The 22,160-nt window shown below is 70.3% G+C and carries 27 protein-coding genes; 10 read left to right on the top strand and 17 right to left on the bottom strand.

Annotated features, from left to right (window positions below; all coding sequences use genetic code 11):
• Window positions 1–18 precede the first annotated feature (18 nt).
• Window positions 19–1,617 carry a DHA2 family efflux MFS transporter permease subunit gene (locus ABN611_RS29620; protein ID WP_350275539.1) on the top strand — a complete coding sequence of 533 codons (1,599 nt, stop codon included), beginning with the start codon at window positions 19–21 and terminating at the stop codon, window positions 1,615–1,617.
• 2 nt (window positions 1,618–1,619) lie between these two features.
• The gene (locus tag ABN611_RS29615) at window positions 1,620–2,093 is read left to right on the top strand and encodes an SRPBCC domain-containing protein (RefSeq protein ID WP_350275538.1); all 474 of its coding nucleotides are present in this window, start codon (window positions 1,620–1,622) and stop codon (window positions 2,091–2,093) included.
• 1 nt (window position 2,094) lies between these two features.
• On the opposite strand, the gene ABN611_RS29610 is transcribed toward ABN611_RS29615, so the two are convergent.
• Genes ABN611_RS29610 through ABN611_RS29595 form a run of 4 tightly spaced genes read right to left on the bottom strand, consistent with a single transcriptional unit; the run spans window position 2,095 to window position 6,113 of the window.
• On the bottom strand, window positions 2,095–2,586 hold the full coding sequence (locus tag ABN611_RS29610; protein ID WP_350275537.1) for a hypothetical protein: 492 nt from the start codon (window positions 2,584–2,586) through the stop codon (window positions 2,095–2,097).
• Complete coding sequence (locus ABN611_RS29605) at window positions 2,586–5,024, bottom strand: nitrate reductase (RefSeq protein ID WP_350275536.1); 2,439 nt, start codon at window positions 5,022–5,024, stop codon at window positions 2,586–2,588. The genes ABN611_RS29610 and ABN611_RS29605 overlap by 1 nt, the downstream gene beginning before the upstream one ends.
• A gap of 3 nt (window positions 5,025–5,027) precedes the next feature.
• Window positions 5,028–5,462, bottom strand: a complete 435-nt coding sequence (locus tag ABN611_RS29600) for an SRPBCC family protein (RefSeq protein WP_350275535.1) — start codon at window positions 5,460–5,462, stop codon at window positions 5,028–5,030.
• 48 nt (window positions 5,463–5,510) lie between these two features.
• Window positions 5,511–6,113 carry an NAD(P)H-dependent oxidoreductase gene (locus tag ABN611_RS29595; RefSeq protein WP_350275534.1) on the bottom strand — a complete coding sequence of 201 codons (603 nt, stop codon included), beginning with the start codon at window positions 6,111–6,113 and terminating at the stop codon, window positions 5,511–5,513.
• Window positions 6,114–6,227: 114 nt separating this feature from the next.
• Between ABN611_RS29595 and ABN611_RS29590 the strand changes: the two genes are divergently transcribed.
• The 4 genes from ABN611_RS29590 to ABN611_RS29575 all read left to right on the top strand — a co-directional run bounded on the left by ABN611_RS29590 (window position 6,228) and on the right by ABN611_RS29575 (window position 8,625).
• Window positions 6,228–6,707 carry a DUF6328 family protein gene (locus tag ABN611_RS29590; protein WP_350275533.1) on the top strand — a complete coding sequence of 160 codons (480 nt, stop codon included), beginning with the start codon at window positions 6,228–6,230 and terminating at the stop codon, window positions 6,705–6,707.
• Window positions 6,708–6,815: 108 nt separating this feature from the next.
• Complete coding sequence (locus ABN611_RS29585) at window positions 6,816–7,601, top strand: sigma-70 family RNA polymerase sigma factor (protein ID WP_350275532.1); 786 nt, start codon at window positions 6,816–6,818, stop codon at window positions 7,599–7,601.
• A 152-nt stretch (window positions 7,602–7,753) separates the two neighbouring features.
• Window positions 7,754–8,389 (top strand): GAF and ANTAR domain-containing protein, encoded by a 636-nt coding sequence (locus tag ABN611_RS29580; RefSeq protein WP_350281704.1) that lies wholly within the window; start codon window positions 7,754–7,756, stop codon window positions 8,387–8,389.
• Between the two features lie 59 nt (window positions 8,390–8,448).
• A complete protein-coding gene (locus ABN611_RS29575) occupies window positions 8,449–8,625 on the top strand; it encodes a hypothetical protein (protein ID WP_350275531.1) in 177 nt (58 codons plus the stop codon).
• 32 nt (window positions 8,626–8,657) lie between these two features.
• On the opposite strand, the gene ABN611_RS29570 is transcribed toward ABN611_RS29575, so the two are convergent.
• Entirely contained in the window at window positions 8,658–8,984 is a 327-nt protein-coding gene (locus tag ABN611_RS29570) for a hypothetical protein (RefSeq protein ID WP_350275530.1), read from the bottom strand.
• A gap of 75 nt (window positions 8,985–9,059) precedes the next feature.
• On the opposite strand from ABN611_RS29570, the gene ABN611_RS29565 reads away from it, so the two are divergent.
• Window positions 9,060–9,470 (top strand): VOC family protein, encoded by a 411-nt coding sequence (locus ABN611_RS29565; protein ID WP_350275529.1) that lies wholly within the window; start codon window positions 9,060–9,062, stop codon window positions 9,468–9,470.
• A gap of 7 nt (window positions 9,471–9,477) precedes the next feature.
• Here ABN611_RS29565 and ABN611_RS29560 read toward each other — a convergent pair whose 3' ends face one another.
• On the bottom strand, window positions 9,478–9,894 hold the full coding sequence (locus tag ABN611_RS29560; protein ID WP_350275528.1) for a CBS domain-containing protein: 417 nt from the start codon (window positions 9,892–9,894) through the stop codon (window positions 9,478–9,480).
• Between the two features lie 91 nt (window positions 9,895–9,985).
• On the opposite strand from ABN611_RS29560, the gene ABN611_RS29555 reads away from it, so the two are divergent.
• Window positions 9,986–10,597, top strand: a complete 612-nt coding sequence (locus ABN611_RS29555) for a hypothetical protein (protein ID WP_350275527.1) — start codon at window positions 9,986–9,988, stop codon at window positions 10,595–10,597.
• Here the strand turns inward: ABN611_RS29555 and ABN611_RS29550 are convergent.
• Window positions 10,561–11,562 carry an iron-containing redox enzyme family protein gene (locus tag ABN611_RS29550; RefSeq protein WP_350275526.1) on the bottom strand — a complete coding sequence of 334 codons (1,002 nt, stop codon included), beginning with the start codon at window positions 11,560–11,562 and terminating at the stop codon, window positions 10,561–10,563. The two genes, ABN611_RS29555 and ABN611_RS29550, sit on opposite strands and share 37 nt — an antisense overlap.
• Before the next feature lie 50 nt (window positions 11,563–11,612).
• On the opposite strand from ABN611_RS29550, the gene ABN611_RS29545 reads away from it, so the two are divergent.
• Window positions 11,613–11,813, top strand: a complete 201-nt coding sequence (locus ABN611_RS29545) for a CDGSH iron-sulfur domain-containing protein (RefSeq protein ID WP_350275525.1) — start codon at window positions 11,613–11,615, stop codon at window positions 11,811–11,813.
• Here ABN611_RS29545 and ABN611_RS29540 read toward each other — a convergent pair.
• The 10 genes from ABN611_RS29540 to ABN611_RS29495 all read right to left on the bottom strand — a co-directional run bounded on the left by ABN611_RS29540 (window position 11,782) and on the right by ABN611_RS29495 (window position 20,724).
• Window positions 11,782–12,432 carry a methyltransferase gene (locus ABN611_RS29540; RefSeq protein WP_350275524.1) on the bottom strand — a complete coding sequence of 217 codons (651 nt, stop codon included), beginning with the start codon at window positions 12,430–12,432 and terminating at the stop codon, window positions 11,782–11,784. The two genes, ABN611_RS29545 and ABN611_RS29540, sit on opposite strands and share 32 nt — an antisense overlap.
• On the bottom strand, window positions 12,429–13,526 hold the full coding sequence (locus ABN611_RS29535) for a YbdK family carboxylate-amine ligase (RefSeq protein ID WP_350275523.1): 1,098 nt from the start codon (window positions 13,524–13,526) through the stop codon (window positions 12,429–12,431). The genes ABN611_RS29540 and ABN611_RS29535 overlap by 4 nt, the downstream gene beginning before the upstream one ends.
• A gap of 3 nt (window positions 13,527–13,529) precedes the next feature.
• Entirely contained in the window at window positions 13,530–14,546 is a 1,017-nt protein-coding gene (locus ABN611_RS29530) for a DNA topoisomerase IB (RefSeq protein ID WP_350275522.1), read from the bottom strand.
• 5 nt (window positions 14,547–14,551) lie between these two features.
• The gene (locus ABN611_RS29525) at window positions 14,552–15,280 is read right to left on the bottom strand and encodes an endonuclease/exonuclease/phosphatase family protein (protein WP_350281703.1); all 729 of its coding nucleotides are present in this window, start codon (window positions 15,278–15,280) and stop codon (window positions 14,552–14,554) included.
• A 79-nt stretch (window positions 15,281–15,359) separates the two neighbouring features.
• A complete protein-coding gene (locus ABN611_RS29520; protein WP_350281702.1) occupies window positions 15,360–15,791 on the bottom strand; it encodes a DUF1360 domain-containing protein in 432 nt (143 codons plus the stop codon).
• Between the two features lie 91 nt (window positions 15,792–15,882).
• Window positions 15,883–17,475, bottom strand: coding sequence for an alpha-amylase family protein (locus ABN611_RS29515; protein WP_350275521.1), 1,593 nt, complete (start codon window positions 17,473–17,475; stop codon window positions 15,883–15,885).
• 37 nt (window positions 17,476–17,512) lie between these two features.
• Window positions 17,513–18,970: an aminotransferase class I/II-fold pyridoxal phosphate-dependent enzyme gene (locus ABN611_RS29510; protein WP_350275520.1), complete on the bottom strand. Its 1,458-nt coding sequence runs from the start codon at window positions 18,968–18,970 to the stop codon at window positions 17,513–17,515.
• The gene (locus ABN611_RS29505; RefSeq protein ID WP_350275519.1) at window positions 18,967–20,139 is read right to left on the bottom strand and encodes an alcohol dehydrogenase catalytic domain-containing protein; all 1,173 of its coding nucleotides are present in this window, start codon (window positions 20,137–20,139) and stop codon (window positions 18,967–18,969) included. The genes ABN611_RS29510 and ABN611_RS29505 overlap by 4 nt, the downstream gene beginning before the upstream one ends.
• Before the next feature lie 10 nt (window positions 20,140–20,149).
• On the bottom strand, window positions 20,150–20,572 hold the full coding sequence (locus ABN611_RS29500; protein WP_350275518.1) for a low affinity iron permease family protein: 423 nt from the start codon (window positions 20,570–20,572) through the stop codon (window positions 20,150–20,152).
• A gap of 8 nt (window positions 20,573–20,580) precedes the next feature.
• Window positions 20,581–20,724 carry a GPGG-motif small membrane protein gene (locus ABN611_RS29495; RefSeq protein ID WP_350275517.1) on the bottom strand — a complete coding sequence of 48 codons (144 nt, stop codon included), beginning with the start codon at window positions 20,722–20,724 and terminating at the stop codon, window positions 20,581–20,583.
• A gap of 130 nt (window positions 20,725–20,854) precedes the next feature.
• Between ABN611_RS29495 and ABN611_RS29490 the strand changes: the two genes are divergently transcribed.
• Window positions 20,855–22,159, top strand: coding sequence for a cytochrome P450 (locus tag ABN611_RS29490; protein WP_350275516.1), 1,305 nt, complete (start codon window positions 20,855–20,857; stop codon window positions 22,157–22,159).
• The last annotated feature ends 1 nt before the right edge of the window (window position 22,160 follow it).

Raw genomic sequence — 22,160 nt, 5'->3', positions numbered from 1 at the left:
CGCGAGGGGGGAGCCATCGTGAGCCAGTCCGAGACGCAGCCCGAGTACCCCGACCAGATCGACGCCGCGGTCCTGAAGATCGCCGGTGTGGTGGTGCTGGGCGCGATCATGTCGATCCTCGACATCACTGTCGTGAACGTCGCGCTGCCTACGTTCCAGGACGAGTTCGGGACGCCGGACAGCCCGATCGCGTACTCACACGTCGCCTGGACCGTCACGGCGTACACGCTCGCGCTGGCGACCGTGATCCCGCTGACCGGCTGGGCGGCCGACCGGTTCGGCACCAAGCGGCTCTACATGGCCGCGATCTTCCTGTTCACCGCGGGCTCCGCGCTGTGCGCGACCGCGACGAGCATCGACATGCTGATCGGGTTCCGGGTCCTGCAGGGCCTCGGCGGCGGGATGCTGATGCCGCTCGGCATGACGATCATGACCCGCGCCGCCGGTCCGCACCGGATGGGCCGGCTGATGGCGATCCTCGGCGTCCCGATGCTGCTCGGGCCGATCCTGGGCCCGATCCTCGGCGGCTGGCTGATCGAGGTGGCGAGCTGGCACTGGATCTTCCTGATCAACGTGCCGCTGGGCGTGATCGCGCTGGTGTACGCCTGGTTCGCGCTGGCGAAGGACCACCCGGAGCGGGCCGAATCGTTCGACTTCCTGGGCGTGGCATTGATGTCGCCGGGGCTGGCGCTGTTCCTGTTCGGCGTCTCGTCGCTGCCCGCCGAGAACGGCGACTTCGGCGCACCGCGGGTCTGGGCCTCGATGCTGGCCGGGGTGCTGCTGATGGGGGCCTTCGTGTGGCACTCGTTCCGGCCGGAGCATCCGCTGCTGGACCTGCGGCTGTTCCGCAACCGCAACCTCACCGTCTCGATCATCACGATGTTCCTGTTCGCTGCCGCGTTCTTCGGCGGGCTGCTGCTGGTGCCGACGTACTTCCAGCAGATCCGCGGCGAGTCCACGCTGAACGCGGGCCTGCTGGTCGCGCCGCAGGGGCTTGGCGCAATGGTGACGATGCCGATCGCCGGCCGGCTGGTCGACCGGGTGCCGGTCGGGCGGATCGTGCCGGTCGGGATCGCGCTGATCGTCGTGGGCATGTTCGGGCTGACGCAGGTCACCGCGACCACGTCGTACGGCGCGCTGATCGCGATGCTGGTGGTGATGGGGTTCGGGATGGGCGCGACGATGATGCCGCTGTTCACGTCGGCGCTGCGGACCTTGTCCGGCCCGCAGGTCGCGCGCGGCTCGACGCTGCTGAACATCACCCAGCAGATCGCGTCCTCGTGCGGCGTCGCGACGATGTCGGTCATCCTGACGAACCAGCTCAACGACTCGCCGGTGATCCCCGGTACGCAGAACATCCCCGGCCTCGGCAGCGGGCTCCGCGAGACCCAGGCGGCGATCCTGTCGAACACCCGCCCGGAGAACCTCGCCCAGTTGAACCTCGACCCGGCGGCGATCGCTCGCGGTCTGGTCGACGCGGCGTCGGCGTTCTCGCAGACGTACTGGGTCGCGTGGGTGCTGGTCCTGCTCACCCTGGTGCCGGCCCTGATGCTGCCCCGCAGACGCGAGGAGTCACGGCTCACCGGCGAGAGCGCACGGCCGACCGTTCTCGACTAGTTATGTCCGAACGACTGCGGAGGGCAATCGACGGGCACAGGTCGGATATGGCTCGTACGACGGACGCGCAACGGACGACTCGCACGAATCGGGCACCTCAGCTCAGATACGTCAGGACATTCGATTGTGCTGCGGGGCGTCTGTGGAACCTGATCACCAAGCCCGAACTCCTGAGCACCTGGCTCGGACCGGTAGCACTGAGTGACACCGAACACGGCGGGTTCACGGTCGTGACCGGTCCCCAGACCCAGGAGACGGGGATCGTGGCGACCTGCGAACCCCCGCACTACTTCCAGGCCAGCTTCGACAACCCCGGCCACCAGCCGAGCACGGTCCTGGTGGACGTGGTCCCGGCGGTGCGAGGTACACACTTCATCCTGACCCACGGCGGCATCCGGAACGGCCAGATCCACCACTTCGACCTCTTCTGGACCGCCGGCCTCGAACGCCTCCGCCAACAAGCCGCCCTGCGGTGACCTAGGGCGTCACCATGATCTGAGCGGCGTTCGCCTTCAAGGACGCGTTCGCCCAGCGGAGCTGACGCAGCGTCTGCGGGTGGCACGCCTTGGTCAACGCCAGCAACTCGGAATCCTTCAACGCCTGGGCGGTCTGAGCCAGCACCTCCCAGTCGAGCGAGACACCGGCAGCCTTGCGATGGATCTCGCGGAGGTCCTTGAGCAGCAGCAGCGCCGGGTCGTGGTACCCGCCGATCAGCTCGGCCCCCTTCTGCCGGACCGCTGCCAGCAGACCGGGTTCGTCGTGCGGCTCGGCGTCCAGGTTGACGTCGTAGTTCTTGCCGTGCCGCGCGAGCTCCCGGACGTGCTCCTGCGACCACCTGGCCAGGTCCCGGCCGACGTAGAAGATGTCGTGGTCGGCCTTGTGCCGGCTGGACGCCTGCAGCAGCTCCGCGGCCAGATCGTTCTCGGACCGGTGCAACTCCCGGATCGCCAGGCCCACCTTGTTGGTCATCACCGACTCCCCTCCAGGTGTTCGACCACCGCCGCATCGACACCACCGACGGTCCGCCGGACACCGCCGCCGACCGGTTTCGACGCCGTCGTGGTGGGTGCCGTCGACGGCGCGTCGCCGACCGCGACCCGGACCACCTTCGCGGCCGCGCACTTGAACAGCGGTTGCTTCGAGCACGGATCCCAGTCCGTCACGGTCAACTCGTTCGCCGCCCGGCCGGGACGTCCGTTCGGCGCGTCCCAGTACCCGTAGTGGAACGGCAGGAACAACGTCGCCGGCCGGATCCCACTGATTCGAAGCCGCGCCTCCACAGTCCCCCGCGGCGTACTGACCCGCAGCAGGTCGCCCTCGTCCCAGCCGTGCAGATCCGCGTCGTACGCCGACATCTCCACCCACACGTCCGGCGCCGCGTTGCGCAACTGGCGTACGCGCCCTGTCTTCGTCCGCGTGTGGAAGTGGTACAGCGTCCGCCCGGTCGTCAGCAGGTACGGGTACTCCGGCGTCGGCGGCTCGTGCGGCGGCAGGTACTCCGCCGCCTTCAGCACCGCCCTCCCGGCCGGATTCATCGCCTGGTACTCGACCGCGTCCAGCGGCGCTCCCGTCACCAGGTCCTTGCCGTAGCTCTCGCAGTACGACGGCTCGCTCCAGAACGCACCGTCCGCGTAGATCCGCTCGGTGCCGTCCGGATGCTCCTCGTTGCAGGGCCACTGGATCCCGCTCCCGCCGCGGAGCTTGGCGTAGCTCAGACCGCTGTAGTCGCACGGCCTTCCGGCGCTGCACTCCTTCCACGCCTCGAACGCGCCTTCCGCGTCCGTCCACTTCACCAGCGGCTGCCCGTCCTTGTCCTTCAGGCCGAGCCGCTGCGCGTAGTCGAGGAAGATGTCCAGGTCCGCGCGCGCCGATCCCGGCGGTTCGACCGCCTTCTCGGACAGGTGCACCGTCCGGTCGGCGTTGGTGAACGTCCCGGTCTTCTCGCCCCACGTGGCGGCCGGCAGCACCACGTCGGCCAGCTGCGCGGTCTCGGACAGGAAGATGTCCTGAACCACCAGGAACAGGCGCTCCTGGCTCAGGATCTCCCGGATCCTGCGCAGTTCGGGCAGCGACACCGCCGGGTTCGTCCCGCTGACGTAGAGGAACCGGATCGACCCGTCCTCGACGTACCGCAGCATCTGCATCAGGTGCGTCGGCTCGGAGTAGTGCGGGATCTGCATCGGGTCGATGTTCCAGACCCGCGCCAGGTCGGCCACCTGCTCGTCGTTCTCCCAGTTCCGGAAGCCCGGCAGGTCGCCGTCAGCGCCGCACTCGCGAGTGTTCTCGGCGGTCGGCTGCCCGTTCATCTGCAGGATCCCGCAGCCGGGCCGGCCGAGCATGCCGCGGAGCAGGTTGACGTTGTTGACCTGTACGGCGGCCGCCGTCGCCTGGTGGGACTGGTAGAAGCCTTGCAGCACCGTCGACAGCAGGCGTTCCGCCGCACCGAGCAGCCGTGCCGCGTCCCGGATGTCGCCGGGTTCCACGTCGCAGATCGCCGCCGCCCACTCCGGATCGCAGTCGGCGACCTGCTTCTCGAGTTCGTCGTACCCGATCGTGTGCCGGTCGACGTACGCGCGGTCGACCCACTCGTTGGCGACGAGCTCGTGCAGGACCGCGTTCATCAGCGCGACGTTCGTGCCGGGCTTGGGTGCGAGGTGGATGGTCGCGGCCTCGGCGACCGGCGTGCGGCGGGGATCGACGCACAGCAGCCGGGGTGGGTTCGGGCCGGCGAGGCGGTCGAGGATGCGGGTCCACAGGACCGTCTGCGTCTCGGCCATGTTGTGCCCGTAGAGTGCGATGACGTCCGCGTGGTCGATGTCGGTGTAGGAGCCCGGCTGCCCGTCGCACGCGAACGACTCCTTCAACGCGGCGGCCGCGGTCGCCGTACAGAGCCTGGTATTGCCGTCCATGTGGTTGGTGCCGATGCCGCCGTGACCGATCAGGGCGAGCGTGTAGTACTCCTCCAGGAACAGCTGGCCGGTCGTGTAGAAGCCGACCGAACTGGGTCCGCGCTCGGCGAGCAGCTCCTTCGTCCGGCCGGCGACCGCCGACATCGCGGTGTCCCAGTCGGTCCCGACGAGTTGGCCGTCCCGCCGGATCAGCGGCGTCGTGAGCCGGTCGGCCGCGTTGTTCGCCTGGTAACCGAACAGATCCTTCGGCCCGAGCCTGCCGTGGTTGACCCGGTCGGCGGCCCGGCCGCGGACGCCCACGATCCGGTCGCCCTTGACCGCGATGTCGAGTCCGTCACCGTTCGAGTGCAGGATCGTCGCCGACTGCACCCACCGGTCGACGTCGGCCGGAGTGACCCCGTCGTCCAGCCGCAGGTCCACCCGTACCGGCCACTGCTCACCAGCGCCGTACGGCGTCCGTGTTCCCCAGGGTTCCGCGATCCGGTCGATCTTCCCCATCGGTCAGGACGGCTTCTCCGCGAGGAGTTTGAGGCGGCGCAGGGTTTCGGCGTTGCGCGGGTGGAGGACGAGGTCGGCGGCGGCCTTGGGGAGGAGTGAGATGGGGCCGCTGGTTGCCTGTTCGGTCATCACGATGCGGCTGCCTTCGGCCGTTTCGGAGACGCGGAACTCCACCTCGCCGTGGCCTGCCGGCCAGACGCGGACGCGGAGCAGCAGGCGGTGTGGCGGGTCGTACTCCAGGCAGGTCGTGGTGTCGTCGATGAGCAGCGGCCAGGCGCCGACCGAGTGGTGGATGGTGCCGCCGGGCTGGGGCCACGGCGGGTCGACGTCCCGGATCCGGGACGCGCCGACCACCCAGGCGGCGTACGACCACCCGTCGGTCAGGACGGCGAAGACGTCCGCCGGTTTGGCCTCGATCACACACTCGTTCTCGCTCACGCGACCCCAGTACCCCGCAGCGCCGGTTCACACGCACGGCGTGGAGGCTCAGCTGGGCGCCGGGATCGGGTTGTCCGCGAGCGCCCTGGCAGCGGCGGCCAGGTTCGAGGCCATCGCGCGGCCGGTCTTGGCCGACCAGTCGTGGCCCTCGGCGGTTTCGGTGTAGCTCGGCCCGGGCCCGGGTCCCCGGTTCCAGTACGTCCACGACTGGCCCGGGATCGTGTACCCGATGTCGCCGAGCGCGCCGCTGATCTCGGAGATCACGTGGTGCGCGCCGTCCTCGTTGCCGGTGACAACGACCCCGGCGACCCGGTTGTACGCGACCGGCCGGCCGGCGTCGTCGGTCTCGCTCAGCATCGCGTCCATCCGTTCGAGCATCCGCTGGGCCACGGACGACGGCCGCCCGAGCCAGGTCGGGGTGGCGACCACGAGGATCTTGCTGCGCAGCAGCTGGTCGTGCACCGCCGGCCAGTCGTCACCGGCGCCTTCGTCGCTGCTGACACCGGGCTTCAGCGTCAGGTCCACCAGCCGTACCCGTTCGACCTCCACCTTCTCCCGCTGCAGGCCGTCCACGACAACCTCGGCCAGCTGATCGGTGTTCGATCGCGCCGGCGACGGCTTCAACGTGCAGTTCACTACCAGTGCCCGCATTCAGCGCCTCCTCGGTTGAGGCATTCCCGGTGCCCTGCCCGGCGGACCGCATGCGCGTGTCGGTCGGCATCCGGCCGGGTACCGAGGAGCTGACATCCGACGAAAGGCTGAGACATGGGCTCGGACACGCTGGGCTACGAGCGGAACGGCGAGTCGTCCGGCGAGCGCCTCGATCGGCACTGGAACGAGCTCCTGCAGGAGCTCCGGCTGATGCAGACCGGGACGCAGATCCTGTTCGCGTTCCTGCTCGGGATCGCGTTCCAGGCGCCGTTCCACAGCGCGGACGACTTCACCCACGGCGTGTACACCGGCACGCTGATCGCCGCGGCGCTGGCGGTCGCCCTGTTCCTCGCTCCGGTCGCGCTGCACCGGCTCCTGTACCAGCAGGGGATGCGGGACCAGTTGGTCAACATCGCTCACCGGTTGACGAGCGCCGGGATGGCGTTCCTGATCGCCTCGATGTGCGGTGGCGTGCTGATCGCGCTGGACGTCGTACTCCCCCGTGGCGCCGCGCTGGTGGTGGTGGGCGCAGTACTGGTCTGGTTCGTGGTCTTCTGGGCACTGATCCCGGCCTACGTGCGGCACAAAGGCTGACCGCGCGGGGATTTACCTGCCGAACCGCGGGTACCCGGGGGGCGTCCCGGTCGCGGTACAACAAGGCGCCGCACTCGGCCGGGACGGGCACAGGCAGGACAACCCGCAATGACCACGAGTAGTCCAGTCCAGGTTCCGTCGTCCCACGCCGAACAGTCCGCACGGACCGAAAGCCTCCTCCGCGCCGCGCACGCGAGCCGCGGGAGACGCCGCGACGAGCTCATCGACGAGGCGATCGTCGCCGGCGTCCCGCTCGCCCAGACCATCTCGCGCCGGTACCGCGGCCGCGGCGTCGACGACGAGGACCTCGAGCAGATCGCCGTCGAGCACCTGATCCGGGCCATCCGCAACTACCGGCCGACGCCGGGGTCCGATTTCCGGTCGTACGCCGTACCGACGATCCGCGGCGGGATCCGGCACCACTTCCGCGACCACGCCTGGGCGATCAAGCTGCCGCGGCGGCTGCAGGAGATCCAGTCCCGGGTGAACGCGGTCCAGACCACGCTGGCGCTCGAGCTCGGGCACTGGCCGAGTTCGGACGAGCTCGCCGACGCGATCGGCGTCGACGTCACCGACGTGATCGAGGCGGAGCAGGCGCGGGGGTGCTTCCAGCCGACTTCGCTGGACGCCGACCGGCCCTCCGACGCCGGCGCCCGAAGCCCGCTGCGGGAGGTCGCCGAACCGGGCGACACCTACGAGCTCGTCGACCAGGTGCACTCGCTGCTGCCGGTCGTCGACGGTCTGCCGGAGCGTGACCAACTCATCCTGCGCAGGCGCTTCGTCGACCACCGCACGCAGGCGGAGATCGGCGCCGAGATCGGCGTCAGCCAGATGCAGGTGTCGCGGCGGCTGCGTACGATCATCGGACACCTGCAGCTCGCGCTGTCGGCCTGAGACGCTAGGTTTCGTCACGCAGAGCAGTGCATGATGGGCTGGTGACAGACACCGGTCGACGAATCAGCGACGCCGAGGGCGAGCCCGTCGAGCCCTCGGCGTTGACGGGTCCTGCCCAGGAAGCCGACGAGTTCTCGCGGCTGGCGGTCGAGATGCACGAGGCCGAAGGCGTGGAGGAAACCGTCCAGGCGGTCGTCGACTTCGCGCTCCAGGCGCTCAACTGCGAGTACGCCGGTGTCGCGCTGCACGCCGCGGGCGGGCGTCCCGAGGTCCCCGCCGTGACCGATCCGACCGTGGCCGAGATCTACCATTTCCAGATGGCCGCCGGCGACGGGCCGCTGGTGCAGTGCCTGCGGGAGCGGACGACAGTCCTGGTCCCGGACACCTTCGAGGAGAAGCGCTGGCCGGAATGGGCCGAGAAGGTTCGCGGGCTCGGTGTACGCAGCGTGCTCGACGTGCCGCTGTGGACCGGGTCGGGCACGGTCGGCGTCCTCGGGCTGTACGGCAAGAGCATCGACGTCTTCGGGCCGGACGAGGAGGCGATCGCGTACATCCTGGCGCGGCACGCCGCGGTGGCGGTCGCGACCGCGCGCCGCGAGGAGAACCTGCGCGTCGCGGTCGACGCGCGGAAGCTGGTCGGGCAGGCGATGGGCATCCTGATGGAGCGCTACAACCTGAACGGCGACCAAGCGTTCCAGGTGCTCCGGCGCTATTCGCAGGACACCAACACGAAGCTCCGTGAGGTCGCCCAGGAGCTCATCGACAGCCGCCGCCTGCCGCGGGTCTGATCGTTTCGCCGGCAGCGCGCCGGGAACCGGTGTGTCATCAGCAACGTCAGGAGGCTGCCATGACCACGGTTCCGTCGCCTCAGGGTCCGGTGCCGCCGCTGAACGACCCGGCGGATCCCGACCACATCTTCCCCGGCCGCACCGACCCGGAGCAGGACCCCGACCTCGATCCGTACCCGGAGCCCGAACCCGAGCCGGACGCGGATCCCGACGAGCAGCTGCCGCGCGACACGTAGTCACGTAGGACAACGGCGCAGCGGGGAGCCTGTCAGGGCCGACGGTCGGTGGGAGGCTCCTCGTGTTCCGCCTCACGGCGTTCGTCCGCCGGGGTGCTCCGCTGGCTGATGTCGATCCGGCGCGACCTGTTCAGCAGCAGGGTTCCGCCGCCGACGATCAGCACCACGATCGCGGCGCCCACCACGACCCAGACGGCGCCGTTCCAGTCGCTCGGGTCCGAGTCCCCCGCACCCGGCGGATTCGGCGCCGGCGAGTTCGTCGACCCCAGCGTCGGGGAGGGCGTCGGATCGGCCGCTACGCCGGCAGACACCGGTACGGCGACCAGCGCGAGGCCGAGCACCGCGACTGCGGCCAGCATTCGCCACGCTCTGTGCATCATGCCTTTCCGGTGCCCCCGACGCATGCCGCCAAACCGCCCGGGCACCGTGGTGGCATGCCGACGACAACACCGACTACAACAGCACGTCCCCAGGAGGTCGGCGACCTCCGACTGGCCACGGTCTGCGTGAACGCGACGGACCTCGATCGAGCGGCCGACTTCTGGTCGGCGGCGCTCGGTTACCGGCGCCCGGCGCGGATCGGCGACGGCGACCAGTTCGCCCGGCTGGACGATCCGGCCGGCGCCGGGCCCGCCGTACTGCTGCAGCGGGCGGACGGTATCCCCGCCACGCCGACGCCGGTTCATCTGGACCTCTACACCGCCGACCGCGACCGCCACATCGAGCGCCTTGTCGGGCTCGGAGCCACCCGCGCCGAGGACTGGCCGTACCCCGAGCGCCACGATTTCGTCGTACTGCGGGACACCGAGGGCAACGAGTTCTGCGTCATCGCGGTCGACGGCTGAGCCGCGGCTACTTGGACTCGGAGATCTCGCTGACCGTACGGCCCGCGCGGCCCGGGGCCGCCTGCACGACGTCCGCCTGGGCGAGCATGCCCACGAGGTCGTGGCCGTCGATCACCGGAAGCCGCCGTACCTGGTGCTCCTCCATCGTCCGCAGCGCCTCCTCGATCGAGTCGTCGGCGCCGATCGTCACCGGCTTGCCCTGGGCGAAGGCGCCGGCGGTGGTCTTGTTCGGGTCACCGCCGTCGGCGACGCACTTCACGACGATGTCGCGGTCGGTCAGCATGCCCTTCAGCCGGTTGTCCTCACCGCAGATCGGCAGCGCGCCGACGTCGAGGTCGCGCATCTTCCGGGCGGCGTCGGTGAGGCTCTCGTTCTCACCCACGCACTCGGCACCCGGCGTCATCAGATCGCGTGCGGTTGTCATGTCATCATCCTCCTAGCCGGATTGGCTGGACGCCCGCGCGGTGCCCAGTGCACGACCCAGGAAACTCGCACCGGATGGGTACCGGGCTGTCATGGACAGCCAAGAACGCGCCACCTTCGTCGGGGCGCTGACGACCGAGCACTACGTCCTGCAGTCCGCGGCCGGCACCGCGATCTCCGAGGCCGGCACCCGGGCGACCGCATTCGTGCTGACTGTGTCGAGTTCGATGGTCGCGGTCGGGTTCACCGTGCACGACGAACGCGTCTTCTGGCCGTTCATCTCGGCGGTGCTGCCGCTGCTGTTCGGCCTCGGCGTGGTCACCACGGTCCGGCTGGTCGAGACGGGCCTGCAGGGGCTCATGTACCAGCAGGCGATCGCCCGGATCCGCCGCTACTACCGCAACCTGGACAGCGATCACTCGGTGTACTTCGGCAAGTACAGCCGGCACAACGACCCGGCCGACACGACGGAGGCGCTGGCGATGCTGGCGGCCAAGCGGAGCCCGGAGGTGTTCTCGATCGCGTTCACCACGGCGCTGATCACGACCGCGATCGCAGGCATCGGTACGGCGCTGCTGATCGTCCGGCTCGGCGGCCGCGACGCGCTCCCGATCGCTTATCCGGCGGGCGCGGCCGCTTTCGTCGTCCTGATGGTCGTGTTCTTCCGCTACGAACGAGCCCGGTACCGCGACGTGGTCGACTGATCCACGGGTGGGCTCGGCAGGGCGTCCCAGCTCGTCAGCAGGTGTTCCGCGAAGAGGTCGTCGACCATCAGCGCGCACCGGGCGCCGAACAGTACGTCGCCGAGCGCGTCGGGATGCTGCCGCACGTAGCTCCCACACAGGTCGTGTGCCGCGATCTGCTCGTGGACCGCGTCCGCCTCGACGTGTTCGGTGAAGTAGCGGGCCGCCTCCTCCGAAGCGCCCAGCCGGATCGCCCCGGTCGCGTACTGCCGGTTGGGCAGCGTGGACGTCATCTCGAAGGCCGCCAGATGACCGAGCAGCGCCGGCGTCCAGCGGCTGTGGATCGCGAACAGCGACATCACGTTCGACAGCGCCAACGTCACCGCCGGTACGACGGGAACGTAGTGGCCGTAGGTGTCGTCGAGCGCGAGCCAGCGCATCGTCGTCCGGAACAGCTCGGAGTGCATCCGCTCCGGCCGCCCGCCGCCGTACTCGTCGGCCTCGATCTCGACCAGCGCGGCCTTGGCGGCGCCGTCGAGCCGCGGCAGCGCGAAGCTGTGCGGATCCGCCTCCTTGAGCTGGTACACGGACCTGTTCAGGACGAACTCGCGGAACTGGTCCTTCGTGGCGTGACGGCGCAGGTACGGCGCGAACCGCGGGCCGTCCGTGCTGCCGATCAGAGCCCGCAACTGCTCCGCGACGGGCCGTTCGCCCGGGACGACCCGGCAGTTCGCCTCCAGCCAGGCGACCCACGGCCGCTCCAGCGTAGTGCGGTACGCGATGACCCGCGGATCCCACTGCCGGTCGGGATCCACGTCCTCGAAGCCGCGGTAGTGCAGTTCGTAGGCGATCCACAGTGCCAGTTGCAGATCGGCGTCGGCGTACGGGCGATCGGAGCCACCGGCGTGGGCCGACGGGGTGGCTGATCCCCTGAGCAGGTTGACCATCCGGGCGCTGAGAGGCCCACGTTCGGGTGGTAGTCGCATGCGGTCCCGGTACCCGCCTGGATTCGCCGGCAAGTGGGTACTTCGACCGTATGACAGAGATCCGCGCGTACCCGGACGGCCCGTTGCTGGTCCGCGGCGAGTTCGTGCTCGTCGACGAGAACGGCGACGCGCTGCCGGCCTCCCGCCGTACCGTCGCGCTGTGTCGCTGCGGGCGCACCGGGATCCCGCCGCTGTGCGACGGCACCCACACCTTGCCGCTCAGGCGGCCGCCGGAGCACACCCCCGAATGATCACCACGTCCTCTTCGCGGACGTCGGCCGGAATCGTCCCGAGCGCCTGCTGCGCCAGCATCAACGGCCCCAGCGGACCCCGCACGCGGACGACGACCCGCACGTCGACCAGGCCCGCGCGGCGCAGCCTCGCGATGGTCTGATCGATCCCGATCAGCGACGAGTGCACCACGAGCAGCCGTCCTCCGGGCCGCAGATGGGCCGGCGCGCCGTCACAGAGCGCGTCGAGCACGATCCGCCCGTCGTGCCCTGCCTCCCAGGCCCGGCAGGCGCCGAAGCGCGGTACGTCGGGCCGCGGCGACGGCACGTAGGGCGGATTGCTGACGATCAGGTCGAACCGCTCACCGGCCACCGGCTCGTACGTCCGGCCCCGCCGAGTCCGTACGTGTACACCGGCCCGGAACGCGTTCAGCCGCACAGTGAGCAGCGCCCGCCGGGACACGTCGACAGCGGTCGTGTCCGCGCCGCACTCCGCCGCCGTCAGGGCCAGCACGCCGCTTCCGGTGCAGACGTCCAGCGCGCGGGATCCGGTACCGAGGCGCTCGTCCCGGATGGCGTCGGCCAGCATCCAGGAGTCCGAGATCGGCGCGAACACCCCGGGCAACGTCATCAGCTTCATGCCGTGAACACCTCCGTGAGCCAGGGAACGACCCGCCGCGGGCCGAGTGCCCGCAGCTGCGCGACCGGCGGGTGCTCCACCAGTGCCCGGACGTCGTCCAATCCTCCGGGCGCATAGGGCTCCGCGGCGTCGATGAGGTCGTGCAGGCAGTGCCGGGTCGGGCGCGGCGCGCCGGTCCGAAGATCGAGAAGTTCGCCGCCGACACCGTCCCGCAGCGCGGACCAGCGGTTCTCCGCGATCCGCCACGACGGCGCCGGACTTGTTCGCGCGCCGAGGTGGTACAGGTCCGTCAGCCGGCCGGCGAGCGCGGCGACGAAGCGGATCAGCGCTCCGGCCTGATCCGTTGTGGCCTGGACGTCGAGAACACGCAGTTCGAGCGTCCCGAACCGCAGATGCGGCCTGAGCTCCCACCACCACTCGGAGGCCTCACCCACGGCCCGCCCGCGAACAGCCCAGGACAAGTCGTTCGCGAACTCGTCCCAGGAGGCGAGGACCGGCGGCACACCCTGACGAGGCAGCTGGCCGGCGATCACCGGGCGTACCGAGCAGAGCCCGGTGTCACGTCCGCCGAGGAACGGCGAGGCACCGGCCAGCGCGGCCAGTTCGGGCAGGAGATCCCGCAACGCGTGGTACACGCCCAACGTGCAGTCCGCGTCGCCGAAGGCCAGGTGGATCTGCAACGACGAGACCAGCTGCCGCTCGATGACCTCGCGGTACCGATCCGCGAGCTCCGCCGCCCGAGCGGTGTGAGCCAGGGCGACGGGCCCGTCGACCAACGGGTGCACCGGCGCGGCGATCGGCTTGCCGGCGTCACCGCACGCGGCTGCCAGGAGCGCGCGGCACTCGCGCAGTTCCCGCACCGCGGCGTCCGGGTCCTTGTGAACCGAGGTCGCGATCTCCACCTGGCAGGCCGGCAGCTCCTGCTTGATCCGCGAGTCCCCCACCGTCGCCAGCACGTCGGCCGCCTCGACGGGCAGCCCGCTCGTGGGATCGACCAACAACAGCTCTTCCTCGATCCCGACGGTACCGGCGACGGTGCGGGCGAAAACCGCCCGGAGCTCGGCCCCGGGCGACTGGTCGTTGGCCACCCCCATCACCTACTCCCTGGCGCCCTGGTCGAGGATCTTGTTGACCGACCGCTCCAGCCGGGCCCGGGTGTCCTCGTCGCCGAGGTCGTCACCGACCTTGTCGACCGTGTCCGCGATCGTGTGCCCATGCTCGTACTGCTCAACGACGCGCGGATCGACGTACGACGCCCGCGCCACGGCCGGAGTGTTGCCGAGGTGGTCGGAGACCTCCTCGAGCATCTCCTTCACCGCCTCGTTCAGCGCTCGCTTCGTGGTCGGCGGATCCGCCTCCGCCAAGTCCAGCGCGGCGTGCACGGTCGCGGTCCAGGTCCGGAGGTCCTTGACGGTGAAGTCGTCTCCGACCAGCTCGTGGAACCGCTCGTTGATCATCCCCGCGTCGATGTCGTGGTACCCGTCCTCGTCGCGGTACACCAGCAGCCGGGCGCTGCCGTGCCGTCCGCGCTTCAGGGACCGGACCGCCGCGACCAGCTTGTCGTCGTCCAGTTCGATCGTCCGCCGCTGCCCGCCCTTCGCGACGAAGTCGAACACCAGCCGGCCGCGGCTGACCCGGACGTCGCGGCGCAGCAACGTCGCGGCGCCGCGGCTGCCGTTCTCCTCGGCGTACTGCGTGTTACCGGTCCGGAAGACGCCGTAGTCGAGCATCCGCAGCGCGACCGCGAGCACCTTGCGCCGGTCGAGGCCGCGCCGGTCCAGGTCCGCGTCGAGGGCCTCGCGGAACGCCGGCAACTTCCGCGCCAGCTGCCGCACGCGGTCGTGCTTGTCCGCGTCCTGCGCGGTCCTCCAGTCGTCGTGGTAGAGGTACTGACGGCGCCCGGCCTGGTCGGTGCCGACCGCCTGGATGTGCCCGTTCGGAAAAGGGCAGATCCACACGTCCTCCCACGCGGGCGGGATCGCCAGCGTCCGGATCCTCTCGACGGTGTCGGTGTCGTCGATCACCTTGCCGTCGGCGTCGTGGTACCCGAAGCCGCGGCCGCGCCGCCGGCGGCTGAAGCCTGGCTCGTCCGGGTGACTCCGCCGCAGTCGCATGGCGATCAGGCCACCGGGACGTCGGTGACGACGGCGTAGTGGTCGGACGGCGGCCGGCCGTGGTCCTCGTCGAACCCGACCAGCCGGGCGTCCCTCGGGACCAGGCCTTCGGTGGCCAGGATGTAGTCGATCCGCTGGTCCTCGAGCCATTCACCCTTGCCGAGATACGGGTTGCGCGAGCTGTAGGTGACGCCGTCGTACACCTGCGGTTGCCAGCAGTCCGTGAGGACGTCGAGCAACGGTTTGAGCTCCGGGCGGTCGGGGGGTGTGTTGAGGTCACCCGCCACCACGACGTCGTCACCGTTGGCCACCAGCTCGGACGCGAGCGTCGCCAGCGACGTCGCCTGGGCGAGGCGCTGCTGCTCGTGGTCCTCCTCCCAGTCCAGGCAGCTGGTGATGAAGTGCAGGCTGCCCGTCCCCAACCGGATCTCGGCACGCAGCGCGACCGTTCCGGTCGACAGTGTGTGCTGCTCGATCTCCCGTAGCGGGAACCGGCTCAGGATCCCCAGCCCGAGCCGGACGTCGGGGTCCGGGTCCCGCGGCATCCGCGACGGCGCGAACGCCGACGTCATGCCGAGTTCGAAACCGAGAAGTGCCGTCTGGGCCTGACCGTCACGGCGCCAGGTCTCCTGCAGGGCCACGAAATCGGGTCGTTGCCGTCGTACCGTTTCGATGATCGCGCGCTGGCGCCGCAACCAGCCGTCTCCGAACCGTCCCCAGACGTTCCACGTCATGAACCTCACCGCTGACTCACCTTCCTCGTTGCGCCCTGTACCGGTACCCGGGACGACCTGAGGACACGCTGGTCGGCAGCTACTTCTGTTGTTCCGCGGACTGTTGCAGGGAGGCGTAGATCAGCCGCAGGTAGTCGGATCCGGCGACCGCCGTGAGCATCGACGCGACGACCCGCGTGAACCGCGGCGCGAACAGGAAGCCGATGCTGAAGCCGGTCGCCACCCAGACCGCGAGGCAGAACGGGCAGCTCACCAGCTCACCGACCGCGTGCCGGAGCTGACCCTCCTCGCGCGGCTCCTCCATCACCTCGGCCGGGCCGCCGGTCTCGCGGTAGCGGGTGAACGGCATCCGCAGCGGACTGGTGACGGCGTCCTTCGCGATCAGCCGCGCCAGCTTGTGCGTAGCCGCGGTCATCAGCAGCAGGTCGTACGGCGAGATCCGCCGCTCCGCCGTACCACGCAGCGCGGCCACCACTCCCGCGACACCGGCCAGGCCGCCGAACAGCGTCATGGTCACCGCGTAACCGCCCAGCGGCCGGCGCTCCCCCCTGCCGGTACTCGTCGGCTTCCGAACGGACCGAGTCGAACAGCTTCGTCATCGTTCACCTCGTGTGGTCGTGGACGCGCAGCCAGCGGTACCCGTGGCCCGCCAGTCGCAGGGAGTCCTTGGTCGCCGGGTCGTACTCGCTGTCGGCGAGCAGGTCGGCACGGACGTCGTACGGCAGGCCGAAGCGCACCTCGTCGGCGGCCAGGTTCGCCAGCATCAGGATCGAGTCGTCCGCGCGGTGGTGCAGCACCCCGAACACGCTCGGGTGCTCGAACGCCACCGGCTCGCTGCGGCACGACGGCAGCTCTCCCAGCTGGCGACGGGTGCGGACCAGCTGCGACACCCGGCTGAGCAGCGAGTCCGAGCGCAGCTCCTGGTCGGCCACGTTGATCCGCGTGTACGCGAACGGCCCGGACTGGATCGGACCGGGCCCGACCACCCCGGGCGGAGCCTTGCTGAAGCCGCCGTTGAGTTCCGCCGACCACTGCATCGGCGTGCGTACCGACATCCGGTCCGGCAGCGACAGGTCCTCCCCCATCCCGATCTCCTCGCCGTACCGCACGACCGGTGCCCCCGGCAACGACTCGACGATCGCGTGCGCCAGGGCGGTCCGGCGGACGTCGCCGAGCATCGGGGCCAGGCGGCGCCGGATGCCGCGGCCGAACGCCCGCATCTCGGCGGCCGGCGCGAACTCGGTCATCACCTCGTCGCGCTCGGACTCCGAGAGTCGCTCGAGGTCCAGCTCGTCGTGGTTGCGCAGCCAGTTCACATAGGTGCAGCCGTCCGGCGGCTCCGGCTGCTCGCGCAGTGCCCGGATCAGCGGCTCGGCCTCGCGCCGCGCCAAGGCGAGGAACAGCAGGTTGTTCGTCCAGAAGTCCAGAACCGCGTGCAGGCGGTCGGCGTCCCCGAAGTACGCGTCGTACTGGTCCGGTGGCGCGTCGACCTCTCCCATCAGCGGCGCTCCGTTCGCGGCGGCCGCAAGCTCGGTGAGGAACCAGAAGCCGTCGTCGCGGTCGTCGGTCAGCGCGGCCTGCCGGACCATGTACGGGACCGCGTCCACGCGGAACCCATCCACGCCGTGATCCAGCCAGTGCCGGATGGTCCCGCAGATCTCCTCACGGACCGCGGGGTGGCCGACGTCCAGGTCCGGCTCGTGCCGGTAGAACGCGTGCCGGTAATACTTCCCGGCGTGGTCGTCGTACGCCCAGATCGAGTCCTCGGCGCCGGGGAACACCGGCTCGGCGACGGCCGGATCGTCCCGCGGCTCGGCGGCCCAGACGTAGTAGTCGCGGTACGGCGAGTCCGGGTCGTTGCGGGCCGCGCGGAACCAGGGGTGGTGGATCGAGGTGTGCTGGGCGACGAGTTCGACCATGACCGCGAGCTCGAGCTGGTGACAGCGCTCGACGAGCTGCTCGAAGTCCGCCAGCGTCCCGAAGCGCGCGGACACGTCGCGGTGATCGACCACGTCGTACCCGGCGTCGAGGTACGGCGACACGTAGAACGGCTGCAGCCACACCGTGTCCGCCCCGACCGCCCGGACGTGGTCGAGCTTGCGCGTCACGCCCTCGAAGTCACCGACCCCGTCGCCGTCGGCATCGAAGAACGTCGCCGGATCCAGCTGGTAGATCACGCGTCCGTCGAGTCGCATGATTCGCCGGTACCCGTGAATCGCTGCCGGACACGCCTCACGCGGACCGGACGACGCGGATCGTCCGCACCGACTGGTCGGCGGCGTCGGGCACCGCCATCGTCGCCTCGACGCCGGAGCGCAGGTACTCGACGACGCCCGCCGTGATCAGCTCGCCGGGCAGGATCGCCGGGATCCCGGGCGGGTACGGCGTCAGCTGCTCGGCCGCGATCCGGCCGGCCGCCTCGTCGGCGGGCACCGTCTCCTGCGCGGCGAAGAACGCCTCGCGCGGCGACATCACCGACTCCAGCTCGAGTTCCCGCGGCGCGGGCAGGACGACGGACCGCGGCGCCGGCAGCGACGTCCGGGTGAGGTCGGCGAGTGCCGTCAGCAACCGGTCCGCCGACTTCTCGTCGTCGGCAAAGGTGAACTGGGCAACGATCCGCCGGTGGTCGGCCAGGCCGACGTTCACCGCCCGCTCGGCGCGCAGCCAGTCCGACGCCTGATAGCCGGAGATCCCGGCCTCGAGGGTGTCGATCATGATCTGCAGCCGGTCGAGGTCGTGCGAGGCCTCCTTCGCCACCAGCTGGTCCTCCACCACGTTCAGCCCGGGCAGCGCGTCGATCGCGGCCCGCACCGAGCGCGCCAGCCGCAGCGCGCCGCCGAGCAGGTCCTTGCCGTGCAGCACCATCTGCCGCCGCCAGCCGTCCATCGCGGCGTAGAACAGGACGTTCGGGCTCGTGGTCGAGAGCAGGTCGGCGCTCTGCTTCAGCCGGACCGGGTCGACCAGGTCGCCCTGCAGGTGGAACACCGAGCCCTGCTCGAAACCGGCGCCCATCTTGTGGATCGACACCACGCAGACGTCGGCGCCGGCGTCCATCGCCCAGGTCGGCAGCTCGTCGTGGAACGGCAGGTGCGCGCCCCACGCCTCGTCCACGATCACCGGCTTCCCGCGCCGGTGGCACACCTCGGCGATGCCCTCGAGGTCGCTGCACGTCCCGTACGGCGACGGACTCGTGACCAGCGCCCCGACGGCGTCCGGGTGGGCTTCGAGCGCATCCTCGAAGGCCTCCGGCGACGGCGGGTGCGCGAGGTGCAGCTCGTCGTCCCAGCGCGGCCGCACCCACACCGGCTTGATCCCCGTGAGCGTGAGGCCCGCGATCACCGACTTGTGTGCGTCGCGCCCGATCAGCATCTCGTCGCCCGGCGCGGCGACCGCCATCATGGCGCTCTTCACCGACAGCGAACTGCCGCACGTCGAGAAGAAGGCCTGCTCGGCGGCGACGGCGTCGGCCATCAGGTCCTGCGCGCGTTCGAGAACCTTGCCGCGGCTCAGCCGGTCGTCCATGCCGCCGGTCGCGAGCAGATCGGACCGGAACACGTCGGTGCCCAGCGTCCGCCGGACGGCCTCGTCGGCGCCGCGGCCCTGCTTGTGGCCGGGCGGGCAGAAGTTGGCATAGTCGCGCTGGTGGTACTGCGCGAGGGCGTCCAGGACCGGTGCCTCGTCGTGGTTCATGGGCGCAGCAACACCTTCACCGCGCCGTCCGCCTTCTTCTGGAACGTCTCGTACGCCGCCGGGCCCTCCGACAACGGGAGGTGATGAGTGGCGAAGGTGTCGACGTGCAGCGGGTCCTCGTCGGTGAGCAACGGCAGGATCTGGTCGCTCCACCGCCGGACGTTGGCCTGGCCCATCCGCAACTGGATCTGCTTGTCGAAGATCCTCAGCATCGGCAGCGGGTCCGCCATCCCTCCGTAGACGCCGACCAGCGAGACCGTCCCGCCGCGCCGGACGACGTCGACGGCGAGCAGCAGTGCGGCCGTCCGATCGACGCCGGCCTTCCGCATGAACGCGCGCTGGATTGCGTCCGGCAACAATCCGGTCGCCTGCTGGGCGACGCGCGCCACCGGAGAGCCGTGCGCTTCCATGCCCACGGCATCGATCACCGCGTCCGGCCCGCGGCCGTCGGTGAGGTCGCGGAGCTGCTCGGCCACGTCGTCGGAGTACATCCGCGCCTCGGCGCCGTACTCCTGCACGCGCTCCAGCCGTTCGGGCACCAGGTCGACGCCGATCACCCGGTGTCCCCGGTGCACCGCGATCCGGCAGGCCATGTCGCCGATCGGTCCGAGCCCGAGGACGACGACGGTGCCGCCGGCCGGGATCGCCGCGTACTCGACCGCCTGCCAGGCCGTCGGGAGTACGTCGGACAAGTAGACGAACCGGTCGTCCGGCGGTCCGTCAGGGACCTTGATCGGGCCGTACTGCGCCTGCGGCACCCGCAGGTACTCGGCCTGGCCGCCCGGGACCTGCCCGTACAGCTTGGTGTAGCCGAACAGTGCCGCGCCCATGCCCTGGTCGCGGACCTGCGTCGTCTCGCACTGGGTCTGGAGGCCCTGCGTACACATGAAGCACGACCCGCAGGCGATCTGGAACGGTACGACGACCCGGTCCCCCGCCCGGAGGCCGTCGACCGCCGAACCGGTCTCCTCGACGACGCCGATCACCTCGTGACCAAGGACGTCGCCGACGTCGAGGAACGGGCCCATCACCTCGTACAGATGGAGGTCCGAACCGCAGATCCCGGTCGACGTCACCTTGACGATCGCGTCCGTCGGTTCCTGGATCCGCGGGTCCGGCACGTCGCCGTACCCGACCTGCCGTTTCCCCTGCCAGGTCAAGGCCTTCATCCGGTCTCCTTCACGAGCTCTTCTCGCGGTCCTCCAGTCCGACCGCCTGGCGGAGTTCCTTGGTGGCGTCGCGCAGGTCGGGTGAGTCCTCGGCCTGCTGCTCCATCAGGGCCGCCAGCGCCGCCGCGACGGCGTTCAGCTTGTCCTGTACGGAGGCGTCCGCCCGGGTCTGTGAGTTCTGCAGCAGCGCCACCATCAGGAACGTCACGATCGTGGTCGCGGTGTTGATGATGAGCTGCCAGGTGTCGAGCGAGCCGATGACGAAGTACGACGGCGCCCACACGACGACCAGCAACACGCAGAGCGCGAAGAACCACGCCCTGGACGCGAAGCCGGACGCCGCGGTGGCGAACCGGTCGAAGAAGCCCGGCCGGCCCGACACGTCGGACGGCATGTGCGCATGCTGTTCGGCGCGGGCCACCGTGTTCGTCACGTCGGGCCTCAGGTGAAGATGCTGACGCCGCCCGGACCGACCAGCAGCCCGATGACGATCAGCGCCGCGCCCCACAACAGCTGGCCGCGGAACAGTGACACGATCCCGGCGATGACCAGAATCGCCGCGATGATCCACAGAACGAACTCCATGGTCCTTTCCCCTTTGCTGAGCCGGGAAGTCACCCGGCGGGTCGAATCCCCGTGCGGCCTGACCGGTGCCCTCGCCGATTTCCGGTCAAACCCAGGTTTTCGGCCCGCACCGGGCGGACACCTGCCGGTCATGCCGACACTTCTGCCGTTCGCTTCCGCGCTGGACACCGGCCGGATCCTGAGTGACGTCCTGGTCCCGGTGCTCGCCCAGGGACCGATCCTGCGCAGGCCGCGGCTCGGCATCGCGGCCGAGCGGCTGCGCACCGACGACCGAGCGCTGCGGTGCGTACGCCGGCTGCGACGCAAGTACGGCGACGGGCCGGTGCTGTTCCGCGTCCCGGGCCGCACCTTGGGGCTCGTCCTGTCCGGCGACGACGTCCACCGGTTGCTGGCCGAGACGCCGGAGCCGTTCGCCGCCGCGTCCGGTGAGAAGGTCGGCGCGCTGACGCACTTCCAGCCGCACGCGGTCCTGGTCAGCAACCCGCCGCTGCGCGCCGGACGCCGGGAGCTCAACGAACAAGCGCTTGACACGCACAGCCCGGTCCATCACCACGGTCACCGGTTCGTCGAGCTCATCCGGGAGGAACTCGACAGCCTCTACGCGACGCTCGGTTGGGAGGACTTCCGCGCCGTGTGGTCGCGCATCGTCCGGCGGATCGTCCTCGGCGACTCGGCCCGCGACGACGTGGAGCTCACGGCGCAACTCGATCAGCTGCGCGCCGACGCCAACTGGGCGCAGTTCGGCCCGAGCCACGACGAAGTGCGCAGCGAGTTCCTCACGACGTTGGCGCAGTACGTCGACAAGGCCGAGCCCGGGACCCTCGTCGAGGCCCTCGACCGGAGCAACGAGGCGCTGGACCCGGCCGGGCAGGTGCCGCACTGGCTGTTCGCGTTCGACGCGGCGGGCATCGCGCTCTGGCGGCTGCTCGCGGTCCTCGGCTCTCGCCGCAACCTGCTCGCGCCGATCGTCGCCGAGGCCGAGCACCCGGACGCCTCTCCCCTGCTCGCCCATGCCGGCGCGGCGATGCAGGAGTCAGTTCGCCTCTGGCCGACCACTCTCGTCGTACTACGCCAGGCGCGTGAGGACACGGAGTGGCGTGGCCGGATCGCTCCGGCCGGCACCGAGTTCGTGATCATGAGTTCGGTGTTCCATCGCGACGACGAGGCACTCGACTTCGCGAACCGTTTCGAGCCGGAGGTCTGGCTCGACGGGCGCAGCGACGGGGCGTGGCCGATCATCCCGTTCAGCGAAGGCCCGGCCGGATGCCCGGGGCAGAACGTCGTACTGCTCACGACGAGCACCGCGGTCAGCCACATCGCCGCGAAGTACGAGCTCGACGTCGATCCCACCACCCGTGCCCGGCTCGCGGGTGAGATGCCGCGGACGTTCAATCACGCGACCGTGCGGATCGGCTTCTGGCCGCGCGTCCAGTAGG

The organism is Kribbella sp. HUAS MG21, from assembly GCF_040254265.1.
GTDB lineage: Bacteria > Actinomycetota > Actinomycetes > Propionibacteriales > Kribbellaceae > Kribbella.
The sequence above is the reverse complement of the archived record's forward strand: the minus strand, read 5'-3'. Positions and strand labels throughout refer to the sequence as shown.